This is a genomic window from Bradyrhizobium sp. 44 (genome assembly GCF_023073095.1).
Lineage (GTDB): Bacteria > Pseudomonadota > Alphaproteobacteria > Rhizobiales > Xanthobacteraceae > Bradyrhizobium.
On record NZ_JADPIY010000011.1, the window covers coordinates 1 to 16,803 of the forward strand.

Genomic DNA, 16,803 nt, shown 5'->3' on the forward strand with positions numbered 1-16,803 from the left:
GCATATGGTCAAGCTTAGACAAAAGCCGATCTCCAATCAGAGATCGATCATGCCTCGCTCGACGCCTTCAATGGAAGGTGGGACCGAAACAGCGCTTACCCTCAGGGACCACGCGGAAGCGGATGAGCTTTTGGCACGCGACGCCGGCGTGGGGCCCCGCCCGGCGAGCGAATGATGCGCCCTGCTCTTACAACAACGACGCAGGAATCGAGGCCGCTCTTGGCCTCTAGCGAGCTCACGAAATTTGCCACCATAGAAGTGGCAAAGGCTTCGGCAGCATACGATCGGCCATGGACATTGCACGGAGCCGAAGCAACTCTTCGAGGATGCAGGAGGCCGATCCCTCCCAAGCGGGCCTGTGCCGCCGCTCCAGCCAATTAAGGCAGTTGGCCTTGCACATTCTGCTCGGCCATGACGACCAGCATTTCCCACACAGCGGCCTGCAGGCAAGGCCACTTACTGACTGCGGATGAGCACGGCATGACCTCCGCCAGGATCGCGAATACCTCCTCGCCTATATCGGCTGCGAGAGCGATTCAGGCCGAGATCTTCTAATTCAGCCGACCATCCGCGACCTAGCCGACAGCTAGTAGGCTTCTACGTGACGCTGCCGGCGGGCAGACAGATTGAGCGCCAGCCACAGTCCCCCACCCCGCGAAAAGTCCGAGAAGTACAGAGCAGCATAGATCCCCGCCGTCCCATAGGCCGTGCCCAGCAAGACGACCATCATTGCGCCAACAGCATTTGCCGCCCCGCTTACGACCGTCGAGATCTTGTGCTGCTCGGCTGCGTTAAGAGCGTCGAATGCCAGAAACTGCACAGCTGTCGGAATTACGGTCCACGCAAGAGCCCTGACGACATCCGAGGCCGCGCCGAAGGCTGGGCCAAACACCAAGGACATGTAGGGCGCGATCAAGAAGAGGCCGACGCTGGTCGTCGCGCTAATGCCTAACGAATAGGGAAGATATTTTGTCGCAAGCCTCAAACTCGAGAGCGGCCCGTCTCTACCGGCAATCGCAAGCTTTCCATAAATGACCCGGTCAAACGCTCCCGGAACGACGAGTGCGGCTCCAATGAGCCTCCGGCCGGCGCCATAAATTCCAACAAAGTCGGGCGATGCGACCGCGCTCAGCACAAGAACGTCAACACTATGCCGGAGCATGATCAGGAAGCTGGAAAAGGCAAGACTTCCACCCAACCATACTTCCCGGCGAATAACGCACCAGTGCGGGCGGCCGAAACCCCACACCATGGCCAGGCAGACCAGTCCAATAACCACATGGGTCGCCGCCCACCACATGGCCCAGCTTTGCAATGAGTTGACGCCGAATAGACCGCACGCAGCGACGGCAGCGCATGCTCGCGCAACACCTGTACCGCCATTGATTAAGTTAGCTCTCTTGAAATCACCGCGAGCTAGAAAGATGTTCTCGGTAAGATTGAAGATGGAAGGAAAAGCCACGTTAACTGGTACCAGCAGTAACAGAATCTGTAGCCAGCTCGATGGATCTCCCCGGTCGATCGTTGAAGCAAAAAGCATTCCCCCGACAACCAAGACCGTCAGCACGGTCCCGGTCGCCAGAATCATCGTCAGGGTGTGACCCAGGGCCTCGGCATATCGGCCGGTGTCGCGGCTTACGATCCGGCGCAAGGCTTCTCCTGGGCCAAATCCACACCACGAGTTCGCCAACGCCGTCACTGCACTGATTGCCGTCAGTTCGCCAAACTGACCCGCGCCAAGGGAACGGGCAAGAAGGACAAAAGCGACAGTCTGCGCGACGATACCGACTGCTAGGCTACCGATCGAGCCAGCGAAGAGGCGAAACATCGGTAACTTGGGACCCAGAAAACCAACAATTCGGAACATGCTCAATATTTTTCAAAAGTCAGTATGGCCAGTATCAACCAGCGAATGGCGGACCATCAGCGACAAAAATGACGCCCGCGGCCGACAAGATTGGATAACGCCGGGGCTCTTCCATTTCCGCCGCATCTGCGACGGTGCAGCCACGATGGCAACGATAATACGTCATAATTCATTGGACAATACTCGCTCCGCCAATCCTGCTCCAAGCAACAATCCGAAACAATTCGTTCCAAGTCCCAGTTTATTTGCCGCCAGACTCAGCCACCGCGCAACCTCGCATAGTAGCCGCGGCTCGTTGACCGCCCCAACTTCGGGTGTGTCTGAATTGTTCGGGACAGCGCCGGAATCGACCACTCATCGATAACATCGTAGCCTAACTGGTCCAGCAACTTAAGGAACTCCGCCTTGTTGCGAATCTGGTACGGAATCTCCGCGCATCCGAAATTCTCAAGTGTAAAGACCGTCGCTCCTTCTCGCGTCTGGACCTTGTTCAGAAGCAAGTGGCGCGGCAATGCACGTAAACTTCCGAGAAAGACGTCGAACGGAACGTCCAGGTATTGCAGCAAGCCGGAAGCGAGCAGAACATCCGCCGCGGGCGCTTGGGATAGCTTGTCGATAAAGATGGGCCCGCACAGTTCGCCTTGTTCGACGAGCCGGCGTCCTGCGCGGACGATTGCGGGCAGATCGTAGATAATCCAATCGACCTTGTTTCCCATCCGCAGGTGGCTGCCAAACGCTCGGTATTTGGTTCCCAGATGGCCTCCGGCGTCGAGAATAACGCTGGTCTCAGGAGCCAAGCGATCCAGCCAGAACAAAATTGGATAATCTTCGAGCTTGAGCTCCGACATGTAATCAAGGGAATGCATGACTACTTCGTCGTTATCGTAGCCAACGAGCGCATCGGATCGCACGGCTGCGACAGCTTCTTGAAATGAGGAATAAGCTCCCCGATGCCGAAGATAAGGCGACCGAACTAGGGCAAGCAGGTGACCCAAGGCCCCTCTAAAAAGCAAAACCGGGGGCGTTGAGAGGAGATGCTGCAGCGCTGAAGGCAATTTAGACATGCTTCAAAGAATTTCTCGATCTGGTCGCCTGATTTGAGCGCTGGCACAAGTCTGCATCCTCTCTTGAGCCGCGCAGCGTTTAAGATTGCGCTCCGCAACACCAACAGAACTATGGAGACATCGATGACGTTTTACCAATCTGGGAGCCAAACCTTCGAAGAATCTGCGCCCGGGCGGCCTGTCGCGACGCAGAATACAGAAAGTCGTGCGTCGGCAGGAAATTTCGGTCGATTCTAGTTAATTCCCCCCGCCATTAAAACGGCGGCCCAGGCCCGAGCGCCGAGGGCACTTCAGGAGGGTGCGCTTGAGGCGGCGATGAGTTCCCGGTTTCGGTTCCCCAGATCAGGACAGTACCTTCGACCGGCCTTCCAAAATAGGAACCCTGCCGAGGTTAATGCTTGCTGGCCGAAGCTGCGGTCGATTTCTCAAAACGGGCATCAGCCAGATCATAGGGAGCTAGCTTGAGCAACGGCCCGCCATTGCCTCTAAGGTAGAGTTCGAAGAACGCGAACGCGCTCTCGCCGATGGCTCTGGCTGCTCGCTTAGGATCGATCGTTCCCGAACGACCCACAAAGCGCACAGGAGACGAGAACGCGTAGTCTGAAAAATTGAAGTGCTTAGCCCGCTTGAGCGTGAGCCAATAGCCTCCAAAGGTTGCGTATAGCCTTCTCATTTGAACGAACTGCTCCCAGTCCATCGCCATCTCTCGGCGCTTCGATTGACCGACATCGCCGACACTGTCCGGCGGAAGCGGGTCGTTCTGACTCATAATGAACAAAGGAGCGATTGCACCCTGGTCGAGGGATTCATCTGCCATAACGCCGTCCATGTTGAGGCAGGCCTTGAATCGTCGATCGAGCCAGCACGCCTGTGCGGCCACACCCCCGCCGAGCGAAAAGCCAAAAATACCGATACTGTGCATATCAAGACGGTTCTCGAACAGTCCGAGCGGGTCCGCCGTGTTAAGATCCTCCAGGAAGTTCAACACAGATCGCACATCGTCTGCCCTGGTTCGGATCTCCGTCTCGATAGTCTTCAGAAAGCCACTGAATGCGGCTTCCGTTGAATAGACCCCTTCCTCAACCAGCCTGGATTTGATGATGCGCCCATCTGGAAAGGTGGTCACCGATGAACTGTATGGATGATCAATCCCGACAACGATGTAGCCGTGACTGGCGAGTTGTTCCGCTAGATGCGTATTCTCGGTTCTCATACCGTCCCACGACGGTGCATAGAGCAGAACAGGGTAGTGGCCTACTGAATCAGCCAGCGGAGCGTCTACGGTGGAATGCGTGTTTACCAAGCTAAATCGCGCGTTCCAGGCCGTCGTCGTCGTCTTCTCCTGGTAAGCGGCAACCTTGCCCGCGAACGTGCCAGCCGCTGGATACCAGACCTGGATCATGAGCTCTCTTGCCCCATTTGGCGTCAGCGGATCAGATCGGCCCTTGTCAACAACATATCGAATATTGGTACCAACGGAATTAGGTCCTGTCGGCGGCGGCAACTGGAATACCGGGAAAACTGTACACAGGACAACTCCACCACCGACGCAGCAGAGACCTATCAATTCGGTGACATACTGCGCCTGGACATTCTCCATCCATTGCGGAATGACCGACTGGAGGACGCCTGCAAAGGCCACAAGATAGATCGGGAGCATCTGCCACCGATATCCCTCAAACAGCAGATGGAATGCGATGATCGCCATGCACAAATACGGAAGATACGCCAACCAAAGATAATCTTCGCGACCCGGCGACAGCAGAAAGACGAGATGAGCAACCAGTACGGCGACTATTGAAATCTCAAGAATGCGCACCCGCAGCCCCTTCCCCGGCCATCCACGCAGCCGCCCCCGAATTCCCAGCCCAGATGCAATTCGCGCCGCGGCGGCGGAAGGCTACCTGAGGTACTTATCCAGCTGAAGTGCGACCTTCGCAACGTGCGGGTCGCGCATGAACGACAGATGGTCACCCGGAACATCGTGAACATCGACCCCCTCGGAAGCGACCAGCTCCCACCCCAAAGAACGATTCAGGTTGTACTCGGGATCACGTTCTTCCGACCTGAATAGAATGATGCGCACCGGGAGAGGTTTTGCCTCGTACAATTGTGCAATAGCCTTGAACATCGTCATGTTGTCCCGGAGTTGCGCCGGCATCGGACGATTGGCGAGACGAGAGAGCCGCTGAACAAGCGTCCATAGTCGCAAACGCATCTTCTTTCTGAGAAAGAAGAATGCACTTGAGAGCGCAACATCCAGCCTGTGTTCTGCTATGCGGCGATAGTATCGCCGCACCCGATCGATGATCCGAACGCTCCAGAAGCGGCGACGTTCATCGAACGAAAGATGCCTGTAGTATCCCCAATTGCTTGTATCCAGGATGACAAGGACGGGAACCTCTTCTCCTTCTGCGATCAGTTGCCTTGCCATTTCAAGCGCAATGACACCGCCGAACGAGTATCCGCAGATGCGATACGGGCCATGGGCCTGCACTCGACGTATTTCACTATTGTAGAGGCGAGCGAGTTCGTCGACGGTCATTGCCCGCTGCGCACCATCAAGTTCCGGCGACGCCAACCCGTATACCGGCTGATCGTTAGACAACGCTTTCGCCAGTTCACTATAGGCTAGGACATGTCCGCCCCCACCATGTACGCAGAAGAGTGGCACTCTTGCCCCGGTTGCGCGCAAGGGAACCAGGCATGATTGCTGACAATGGTCCCGTCTTTCGACGAGAGCTGCAAGTTGCTCGATCGTGCGATCCACCAGAAGCTTCGATAGGTCGATCTTGACGTCGAATTCCTTTTTGATCTCCGCGATCAACGTTGCCGCCAGCAGGGAATGCCCTCCCAAATCGAAGAAATCATCGCGAATACCGATCGTCGGCAGATCGAAAAGTCTCTCCCATATCGCCAACAACTTTGCTTCAGTTGGATTGCGAGGCTGATGAAACTCCTGCCCGCCGCCGCGGTTTTCCACAACCACACGCTGCCCCCACTCAACTAGGGGCGCTTTCAAACCGGAGACCAGCTTGTCCGGGTCGGTCGCGATTTCCGTCAGGACAAGCTGATAGTACGACATGATACTTTCGATCGATGTCGACTGAAACAAACCCTGATCGTACTCGAGGTTCAACCAGACTTCGTGGTCCCGCTCAATGACAGCGAGCTGCAGCTCAAAAGGATTTCCTACGCTGGCCGACGAAATCGGCCTAATCGCAAGCTCTCCCGCCTCCCGGCGCTGCAGGAAGGCCGTTTGATACAGAAAGTAGAATTGAAAGAGTGGATTCCTACCCTTGATCGACCTCATCTTGAGTCGCGCCATGATATTCTCGAACGGGAACACCGCATGATCGAGCGCATTCATTGCGACCTGACTGGTGTACCTAAGAACATCATCCAGCGTCGACCATTTTGCCAGATCGAACCGAAGGGCAATTGGTCCGGAGAATGGCCCAATCATGGGCTCCGTCTGCGAGCTTCGATTCGCGCTTGGTGATCCGATCGTAAGATCATGCTGGCCCGTGTAACGCTCCAACAGGATGGCGAACGCCGCCAATAATTGCATGTACATCGTAACGTTGGCCGAACGGCTGCGTGCCTTGAGCCGCTCGACCAGATGTCCCGGCAAGCGCACTCTTTCGACCGCGCCCCGAACCGCGTGGCGCTGACCGGGCGCGTAATCAGTCGGGAAATCCAACACCGGCAGCGGCCCCGCAAGCGTCTTCATCCAATAGGCGAGATGCTCGTTAGCTTCCTCAGATTCCAACCATTCTCGCTGCCACACTGCGAAATCCGCATACTGAATGGATAGTGGGGGCAATCCAGGCGTCCGATCCGCCGCAAGCGCTTCGTAGATCGCCCATAATTCCCGCTGCAGGATGCTCTGAGACCAGCCGTCCGAGATAATATGATGCACGGTGACGACGAGAACATGATCGTTAGGATCTAGATGAAGCAGCCGCACCCGCATGAGGGGACCGCGTTCTAGATTGAATGGCCCGAGCGCTTCGTCCCGCAGCAGCTCACCCAGGTCAAATCCGGCTTGCCTGGATTCCGTCTGCAGATCTGAGATGTGGACCTCGCATTCCGCTCGGCTCAAGACGACCTGATTGAGCTCGCCATCGAATTCCTTGAAGACTGTTCGAAGGATCTCGTGCCTATCCACGAGTACCCTAAGACTCTCCTGTAGACGCTCGGCCGAGAGTGGCCCCGCGATACGAACCGATGCCGGCATGTTGAAAGCAGCACTATCTGGTCGAAGGCGCGATAGCTGCCAGAACCGTAGCTGAGTGACGCTGGCCGGAAACTCGCAACTGCTGTGCAGAGCCGTTTCGTTGGTGGCCGGCACTTCGAGTACGCTTTTCTCCTCCCCTTCATCGGATGGAACGAGGTCATCGGAGACCGGACCGATCCACGGCAGCCCCGATAGCCTCACATCGGGATCCTTGGCGATGGCTTGAAGAATGCCGTCGAAAACTTCAATCAGCATATTGCCGGTTTCAGCGGTGTAACAATCCGCGTTGTACTCGAGCGACAACCTCCACCCCTCTGCTCGTTCGACCAGAAAGAAATTGAGGTCGAAGAGCGCACCCGGCGATTTCGACGGTATCGGCGAGACCTGGACGCCTGGAAAATCGAACTCAGAGTCCACAGCCCCGCCGAAGGCCCGCTGACAGACGAAATTGACGGAACAGAATTGCCCGTTTCGCGTGTCCTGATCGTCGGTCAGCGCCTCGACTATATTCTCGAAGGGGATCGCCTGGTGGGCAAGGGCGTCCCATACATCGTCGCGAACGCGAGCAGCCAACTGCCTTAAGCTCGGATCACCCGAAAGGTCCCCCCGGACTGCAACCTGATTGACGAACAACCCGACCAGGTTCTCGAGTTCGGGCTGGCTGCGGCTCGCCAACGGAGTCCACATAGCGATGTCAGTCGCCCCGGTGCACCGATGCAACGTCGCGAAACAAGCCGCCAACGTCGTGCTGTACATTGTGCCGCCATACTGTTCGCTGAACGACTTCAGCGAATTCGAAATACTTCTTGGCACCAGACGTGAGAGTATGGCTCCCTTCGCAAACTCACTGTGCTCCGCCAGATCCGGCTTCAATCTGAACGGTTGGTAGTCCCGCAGTTTGTCTGCCCAGTAGCTCAGGTCTTCTTCGCCCGCTTTCTCGGCCTGTTCGGCGCTCCAGACGACATAGTCCGGAAATTGAATCGAAAGTGGGCAGAGATCGGGCGTCCTCCCCTCCGAAATGGCCGCGTAGAGCCGCTGCAGCTCGCGCATGACAACCCCAATCGACCACCCGTCAAAGATGATATGATGGAGAGTCAACATTAGGAGGTATTGAGACTCATCGATGCGGAGCAGGCCAACGCGAATTAGCGGGCCCTTTTCAAGATTGAAAAGCCTCGTAGCCTCGGCCGCGCAGATTCGCTCGATTTCGGCTTCACGATGCGCTTCCGGCGAATTGCGAAGGTCGGTCACCGGGATCAACAAGCTCAGCGATGGAGCAATCTGCTGATGGACCTCGCCATCGATAGAGACGAAGGTGGCTCGAAGCACTTCGTGTCGTGCAACAATCTCATTGAAGCTCCGCTGCAAAGCGGAGAGATCCAATGGTCCCTTCAGGCTCCAGCGAAACGATGCGTTGTACGCCGAATTCCCCGGACGCCCCTCGCTATCAAGCCAGATGCGCCTTTGCGCCGGAGAAAGCGGAAACGCAAGTATATCGTCATCCGGCTTGCCAGGCGCTCCTGGGGCACCGAGACCTCCTTGCATCGCGCTTAATACAGACATCTTCGTTCTCAGTCGTGAGCCTTCCTGCCGCGAGATACCTCGCGCTTAACACGGTACAGATTCCGTTCGACCGGTATGATAGTTTGCGATTGCGCCACGGGCTTACCTTGTGCGAGCTCGGCTAGCACGGCACTGATCGTTCGTTTCTGGAGCACCAACTTTGGGGTAATCTGCAGCCCAGCCTTCGCTGCACGCGACGTAATCTGGAATACGTGCAGTGAATCGGCACCGAGCTCAAACAGATTATCTGTGATGCCGATTCTTTCCAGCTTCAGTATCTCGCAAACAATTCCGGCCAAGCTCTGCTCTTGTGCCGTTTTTGGCGCGACGTATTCGCTGGATTTGATCGCGCCGCCGAGGTCCGGTATGGGCAACCGCTTCTGATCGACCTTGCCATTTATCGTGAGCGGCACCGCATCGATCAAGACACAGGCGTGCGGAATCATGTGAGCCGGCAACTTATCCTGGAGGTATTGTCGCAGGTCAGCGGGAGCGACGGAATTGCCTTGCTTTGCGACGTAATAGGCAATGAGCTTGGCGCTCCCATCGTCCTTGCGAACAACGACCGTGGCCTGCTGCACCGCAGGATGTTCGACCAGGGCAACCTCAATCTCGCCCGGCTCGATGCGGAAGCCACGAATCTTGAGTTGCGCATCGGCCCTACCGAGATACTCGATATCACCCGTCGAAAGTATCCTGGCGAGATCTCCCGATTTGTACATCGTTGCGTCGGCAGCCGCCGCGAAAGGATCCACGACGAAGCGCTCGGCGCTCAATTCAGGACGACCCAAATAGCCACCGGCGACGCCGGCCCCACCGACATAGATCTCTCCGGTCACGCCGGCCGGTACCGGCCGCTGCCTTGCATCCAGCAAGTAGAGGCGCAGGTCCGGGATCGGCGTGCCAACCAAACTACGCGCCTCCAACGCAATATCCTCCGCACTCAAGGGGCGATAGGTGACGTGGACGGTTGTTTCGGTGATGCCGTACATGTTGACGAGCCGCGGAGTGCGATCTCCGTGGCGCGCGACCCAGGGTCTCAAGCTCGCAAAATTGAGCGCCTCACCACCGAAGATCACGTGCTTGAGAGACAGCGGCTTGATATGTCCGGCCTCTTCGACCTGGATGAGTTGATAAAATGCCGCCGGCGTCTGATTGAGAACCGTCACTCGCTCGTCAGCCAGGAGATTGTAGAAGTCCTGCGGTGAGCGCGTAACGAGATACGGCACGACGACCAGGCGCCCGCCGGTCAGCAGACATCCCCAAATCTCCCAGACCGAAAAATCAAACGACGACGAATGGAACAACGTCCACACATCGCTCTCATCGAAGTTAAACCAAGGCCTCGTCGATTCGATCAGCCTCGCCACGTTGTGATGGCTGACCACAACCCCTTTTGGCTTTCCGGTGGACCCGGAAGTGAAGATCACATAGGCAGGAGCATCGGGTGTAGAGTGAGGCGGCAGGTTTTCAGTGCTTTCCCCACGAATGCCCGGCGCATCCCTGTCAACGCAAATGACCCTTGCCGGGCTGTCCGGCATTCGGCTTGCAAGCGTCTCTTGGGTGAGCAAGACAGCAGGCTTGGCATCTTCGACCAGCATCGTCAGCCGCTCGAGTGGATAAGACGAATCCAGCGGTACGTAGGCCGCCCCCGCCTTCAAGATAGCCAACATCGCAACGATCATATCGAGCGAGCGCTCGAAGCTCGTCGCCACCATTGCTGACGGCCGCAGCCCGGATCGTTGCAGATACCGCGCCAGCTGATTTGCGCGTGCATTGAGCTCGCTATACGTGAGCCGGCTCTGGCCAATCTGAAGCGCGATCCGATCCGGCGACCGAGCCGCGCGCTCCTCGAACATGTCCACGATCGATCGAGTGGACGGCGCTTCTATCGAATTCGGATTCAGTCTCTGTATGACCAACGCGGCCTGTTCCTTGGTCATCAGCGAGAGGTCATCGACCGTCGTCTGCGGGTCTTGAACTGCGCCCAGCAAGAGCGTTTCGAAGTACCGCATCCACAGCGACATCGTGTCTTTGTCGAAGAGATCTGCGTTATAATCGCAATCGATGACCAAGCCGCGCTCGGACTCAATCACGTTGAAGAAGAGATCAAGGATGACCGACGCCTTGGGATTCGGCTCGACCGCCGTCTCGAGTTCTGCGAAACGGGCACCTGCTCCAAGGCGCTCAAGATTGAATTGAACCTCCATGAGCGGCATCCGCGCGGGATCGCGAGGTACCCCGAGCTTTCGCACGAGTGTTCCATATGTATAACCTTGATGGTCATACGCATCGAGCAGTACCCGCTTGGTACTTCCAAGAGTTGTCGCGAACGAGGCGTTCGGATCAATTTGAGTTCGGAGAGGGAGAAAATTGACACAGTGCCCGACAAGGCTGCTGTCGTCGTCGACAAGGCTCTGCCCGGCTGCCGGAACGCCGACTACGATATCGGTTTGGTTGCTGAGCCGGTGAAGAAGCACATAGAAACCAGATAATAGCGTCGCAAAAAGCGTGCAGCCGTTCTTCGCACCCAGTTGCTTTATCTTCTGATGCGCTTCAGCACCGATAAAGGACCGCACGGTTGCACCTGCATGCGTCTTCGTCCCCCCGCGCGGGCGATCGGTCGGCAACGCCAGTGGTTCGGGCAAATAGCTGAACTGATCTAGCCAATAGGCCTCAACATCGGCGTTCTTACCAGTCCGCTGTAGTTCGTGTTGCGCGTGCGCGTAGCGACTGAAGCTGGCCGGCGCTGGCAGATCCGGCACCCTTGCTTCGACTTTGGCGGAATAAATCGTTGCCAATTCATCGACGAGTATATTCGTCGACCACCCATCGCAAACGAGATGATGCGATGAGACCATCAATTGAGAGTCTTCGGGCTCGAAACGCACGACCTGCGCACGAATGAGCGGTCCGTTGACGAGATCGAACGGAATTCGAGCATCCGCAGCCAGAATTCGCTCATACTCGGCCTTGCGCGCAGACGTCTCGAGAGACGACAGATCAAGAACCGGGATGTCCAACCGAAGCGCCGGCCGAACAAGCATGCATTGCCCCTCGGCATCGATAGTGGAACGAAGAGCTTCATGTCGTTGGATGAGTTCGTTCAGCGCTTCGCGCAGCAGATCGATCCTCAGCTTGCCCCTCAGGCCAACACTGAATGACTCATTGAACGCGCAGGACGCCTCGCTACCCAATGTTGTAGCCAGGAATATCTCACGTTGCGCCTCGGTCAGTTGAATCGGATCTTTTGGATCCGGACTGGCAGCCTTTACGTGAGGAGGGTCGGATAGAGCGGCACTTGCGGGCGCGGAGAGGAAGCCGGCCTGCTGCATCGCGATGGCACTATCCCTAAACGCGCGAACGATCGTTTCGAGATCCGCATCACTGTGCGATGTCGTGAGGAAGCAAGGGAAACCCTCGCGGATATGAATCCCCTTATCACGCAGATAGAAATAGTAGAGGCTCGCAAGGCGTTCCGACGCGGGGAAGCTGAAATAGAAGAAGCTACCGAACGTCTCGATTTTGGTCGGCACATTCTCAGACTGCAGCACCGAGTTAATTCGTTGCACCAGGTCCGCAGTTCGCCTGTTCAGCCGTTCCTGCAGTGCAGGCCCCTGCTCTCTGAGATGTACCAGCACTGCGTGCATTGCCGCGACAACAAGCGGGTGACGCACAAAGGTACCGGCAAAGAACGTAACGCCGACTTCAGGATAGGAATCATCTCCGAACTGCCATGCACCTCCATCAAGAGCATCCATGAAGCGACTCGTCCCGGCGAGGATACCGACCGGCATACCGCCGGCCAAGACCTTCCCGTAAGTCGCGAGATCCGCTCGAATTCCAAACAGGGCCTGGCAGCCGCCGGGATGGACTCTGAAACCCGTGACGACCTCATCGAAGATCAGCGCTGTGGCAGACGCCGCCGTAATCTTACGAACTTCCTTGAGGAAGCTTACCGGTTGCAGCGCAGGGTGGCGGCTTTGAACGGGCTCGACAAGAACCGCAGCAAGATCGTCCGCATTCTTGCGGATCCACTCGAGCGACTCAGCCGTTCCATAATCCAGCACCACCATGTTCGATACACTCTCCCGCGGAATGCCGGGTGCAATCGGAGCGACGGACGGTTCGCCAGTCCTGCTCTTGACGCCCTTCACAAGGACCTCATCGAACAGACCGTGATAGTCGCCGCCGAACATGACAACCTTGCTCCGGCCGGTGACAGTCCGCGCAACGCGAAGCGCCGCAAGGACCGCCTCGGAACCGGTATTGCAGAACGCCATGCGTTCGTTACCTGTCATGTCGCAGAACATCTTCGCGACTTCGCCCGCAAGCGCGCTTTGGGGACCTGTTTCGAACCCGGCATGGAGCTGCGTTTCAATCGCGCTTTCCACAAAATCCGGGCGGTGGCCCAGCATGATTGGCCCGAAGCCATTCACAAGGTCGATGTACTCGTTACCGTCGATATCCCAGATGCGCGATCCCTTCGAGCGGTCGGTGACGATCGGATAGACCATCTCTTTCCACCGGTCGCGAAACCCCGAAACGACGCGGGGGTCGGCGAGAACATTACGGTATTGCTGGGTGAGGTTCTTGGATTTCGATGTGCGTTGATTCACACGCTCAATCAGCCGCTTGAGGTGCGTCTCCTGCTGCTCGGTCAACTCTTGCGACGTGCCGACTTGCGGCGGCTTGTACGGACCGTGCGGCTTTATGGTAGCCGCCGGGACGGCTTGAGGAGACGCGACTGAAGCCTGAACGGGCTGGCGGATCGGCAGAGGAATGACTGCAGGATTCGCGGCCACGGGTGCTGGAGCTTTAGCTTGCATTGTCTCGAGCTGTTTAGCGAACAGCAAGTTCATCGCCTGCAACTGATCCCGCATGAGATTCGCGAGCGCGTCTCCGTCAGCGGAAGCTGGTCCGACCTGTACGCCCGGCGATAGTTGGACGGTTCGAGCTACCGTTGCAGAACTCTCATCAGGGATAGCGACGCGCGACCGGTCAGTCTGCGCTGTTCCGTTGATAGGTTCTGCGAACATATTGGGCGGAAGTTTCTCGCCCAGATATTCCGTTAGTCTCGCCAGGCTGGAAACTTCATTGAGCAATTGCCGGAAAGTGATCTTGATCCCGAACTTCTCCTGAAGGACCTGCGCGAACTGCGTCAGAAACAGCGAGTCGAACCCCATTTCGAGGAACGTCGCGGTCTCCGTCGCCGCAACTTCCACACCGGACAAGTCATGCAGTAGTTCGGCCAGCGCGTCGTGGATCCTGTCGATCCGAGTTACTGACGAGATCAAAGCCGGCTGGGAATTGATAATCGGCGCCATGTTTGCCGCTTCCATCTGTTGATCAGTCGTTGAGTTCGATGTGAGTGAATGGGGCATGTTGCCAAGCGGGGGCGTCGTGACCGCACCCGTCTCCGCCGGCGTTTCCAGCCAGTATCGCTTGCGTTCAAAAGGGTAGGTCGGCAACGGCACGCGTAGACGGTGCTCGCCATTGTGCATGCTCTGCCAATTCGGACGGACGCCACCAAGCCACACGGCCCCCAGAGCGGCCATGAGCGCATCCATATCACCCTGGCCGGAGAAGCCGTCCGAGAGCGAAGGGACAATGATCTGGTCACTGGGAAAGCCGTGCTGCCGCGCTAGCGTGGTCGTCACATTGCCAGGCCCTACCTCCACCAGAATCGCGCGGCTGCTTCGTATGGTCTGGACGGCTGATGAAAAACGAACAGGTTCGCGAGCATGACGGGCCCAATAATGTGGATCCATTGCTTGATCGTCAGTGATCCAATCGCCAGAGACCCCCGAGACGTACGGTATCTTCGGTGCGCAAAGCTTGGTACATGCGAACGCCTCAGCCAACGGTGCGATGAGGGGATCCATCATGGCCGAGTGGAATGCGTGCGACGTTACCAATCGTCGGCAGAGGACCTTCCGATCTGCCAACTCGCGCTCAAATTCGGCGAGAGCATCAAGCGGTCCCGCCACCACACAAAGAGAGGGAGAATTAACCGCCGCTAGTGACAACGGCTCTCGCAAGACTTCGCGGAGATCGCTTTGCGGAAGCCGAACCGAGAGCATGCCGCCAGCGGGCAACTGCTGCATCAACCGCCCCCGCAAAGCAACGAGTCTCAACGCGTCTTCGAGCGACAGAACGCCTGCGAGGCAGGCCGCAGTAAATTCTCCGATACTGTGGCCGACCATCGCCTTTGGTCGGACGCCCCAACTGATCCAGAGCTGAGCCAGAGCGTACTCAATTGTAAATATGGCCGGCTGGGCAACGACCGTCTCGGTTACTATTCGCCGTGTGCTCTCGCTTGCTCCTGCCGGGGGATACAGCAACGTTCGAAGATCGTCTCCAAGATACGGACGCAAGACTTCCGCGCACCGATCTACCGCGTCACGAAATATTGGCTCGTCAGCATAAACGCCGGCCGCCATCCCGACATGCTGCGAGCCCTGCCCCGGAAACATAAAGCAGACCTCGGGAGCATCTATCGTCTTTGAGCGCGTCTGCAATTTATCGCGCGTGGACAGGCATCGAACAGCCTCGGCGAGATCGCCGGCGACCACCGTCCGGCGGAACTCGAACTCGCGCCGGCCCTCCTGCAGAGTCCAGGCCACATCCGACGGGTTCAGTTCGGGATGTGAACGTAGATGCTCCGCCAGATTATCAGTGGCCCGTTCGAGAGCCGCCGGCGAACGTGCGGACAACACGAGCAAATGCTTGGATCTGGAAGACGAAGCTTCAGGACGCTTCGGCGCTTCCTCAAGCACGACGTGGGCGTTAGTTCCTCCGACGCCAAATGCACTTACACCAGCACGACGAAGCCCTTGGTCGTTCTTCCATTCCGAGCGCACGGTCGCGACCCGAAAGGGGCTATTCTGCAGGTCAAACTTGGAATTCGGGTTCTTGAAGTGCAGCGTCGGAGGAAATACGCCGTGTTTCACGATATGCGATGCGTTGATCAATCCGGTAACACCGGCAGCGATATCCAGATGCCCCACGTTGGTCTTGGCAGTTCCTATCGTGCAGAATTGTTTACGGTCGGTGGCCGCACGAAATGCCTTGGTCAATCCGGCGAGCTCGATCGGATCGCCTAGAGGCGTCCCTGTTCCATGGGCCTCGATGTAGCCAATTGTATCCGGATTGATCCCGGCAACCTCTTGCGCCATCGCGACGACACTTGCCTGTCCCTCCACGCCGGGGGCCGTGTAACCAACTTTAGCCGATCCGTCATTGTTGACCGCAAAGCCGCGAATGACGGAATGAATTTGGTCGCCATCTCGAATTGCATCGTCGAGCCTCTTCAGCAGTACAACGCCGACGCCGCTGCCAAACACCGTACCCTGCGCATCAGCATCGAACGCCCGGCAGTGTCCATCCGGCGAGACCATGCCTCCTTCCTGGTATGGGTACCCTCGCTGCTGGGGGAGCGTAATCGATACCCCGCCGGCCAAGACCATATCGCTCTGGTAAGTCAATAGCGATTGGCACGCCTGAGTGACCGCCAGCAATGACGTCGAACAGGCCGACAGCATCGTGAAACTCGGCCCCCGCAAGTTCAGCTTGTACGAAACCCGTGTGGCCAGGAAGTCCAAGCTGTTCCCCATCATCTCGACATAGTTCGAGACCTGGTAACCGGACGTGAATTTTTCGATGAACCCCGGTGTCGCGCAGAGGCGCGAGAGAAAATACGACGAGAGGGAGGATCCTCCATAAACACCGATCAGGCCGGGATACGTATCCGGCACATAACCTGCACTCTCGATCGCCTCCCAGCAGCATTCGAGAAACAGTCGCTGCTGCGGATCCATCAGTTCCGCCTCGCGCGGATAGATACCGAAGAAGTCCGCATCAAAGAGTTCGATATCGTCGATGATCGACCGCGCGTTTACATGGCGAGCATCGCTCGCGTGACCGCGCACCGATTCAATATCGTCCGTGCGAAACTGAGAGATCGACTCGATTCCCTCGAGCTGATTGCGCCAGAACTCCGCAACGCTGCGCGCGCCTGGGAATCGTCCCGCCATGCCGATGATGGCTACACCTTCTCCAACCGTGTT

Annotated in this window: 5 protein-coding genes; all 5 read right to left on the bottom strand. The window is 57.3% G+C overall.

Annotation, left to right across the window (positions count from 1 at the left end; genetic code table 11):
• Positions 1–586 precede the first annotated feature (586 nt).
• Positions 587–1,867 (bottom strand): lipopolysaccharide biosynthesis protein, encoded by a 1,281-nt coding sequence (locus IVB41_RS10375; RefSeq protein WP_081747897.1) that lies wholly within the window; start codon positions 1,865–1,867, stop codon positions 587–589.
• A gap of 257 nt (positions 1,868–2,124) precedes the next feature.
• The gene (locus IVB41_RS10380; protein ID WP_346770820.1) at positions 2,125–2,922 is read right to left on the bottom strand and encodes a TIGR04325 family methyltransferase; all 798 of its coding nucleotides are present in this window, start codon (positions 2,920–2,922) and stop codon (positions 2,125–2,127) included.
• A 400-nt stretch (positions 2,923–3,322) separates the two neighbouring features.
• Positions 3,323–4,750, bottom strand: coding sequence for a hypothetical protein (locus IVB41_RS10385; RefSeq protein WP_155809806.1), 1,428 nt, complete (start codon positions 4,748–4,750; stop codon positions 3,323–3,325).
• A gap of 81 nt (positions 4,751–4,831) precedes the next feature.
• The gene (locus IVB41_RS10390; RefSeq protein WP_081747896.1) at positions 4,832–8,734 is read right to left on the bottom strand and encodes an alpha/beta fold hydrolase; all 3,903 of its coding nucleotides are present in this window, start codon (positions 8,732–8,734) and stop codon (positions 4,832–4,834) included.
• An 8-nt stretch (positions 8,735–8,742) separates the two neighbouring features.
• Entirely contained in the window at positions 8,743–16,770 is an 8,028-nt protein-coding gene (locus IVB41_RS10395) for a non-ribosomal peptide synthetase/type I polyketide synthase (RefSeq protein ID WP_249802588.1), read from the bottom strand.
• Between the last annotated feature and the right edge of the window lie 33 nt (positions 16,771–16,803).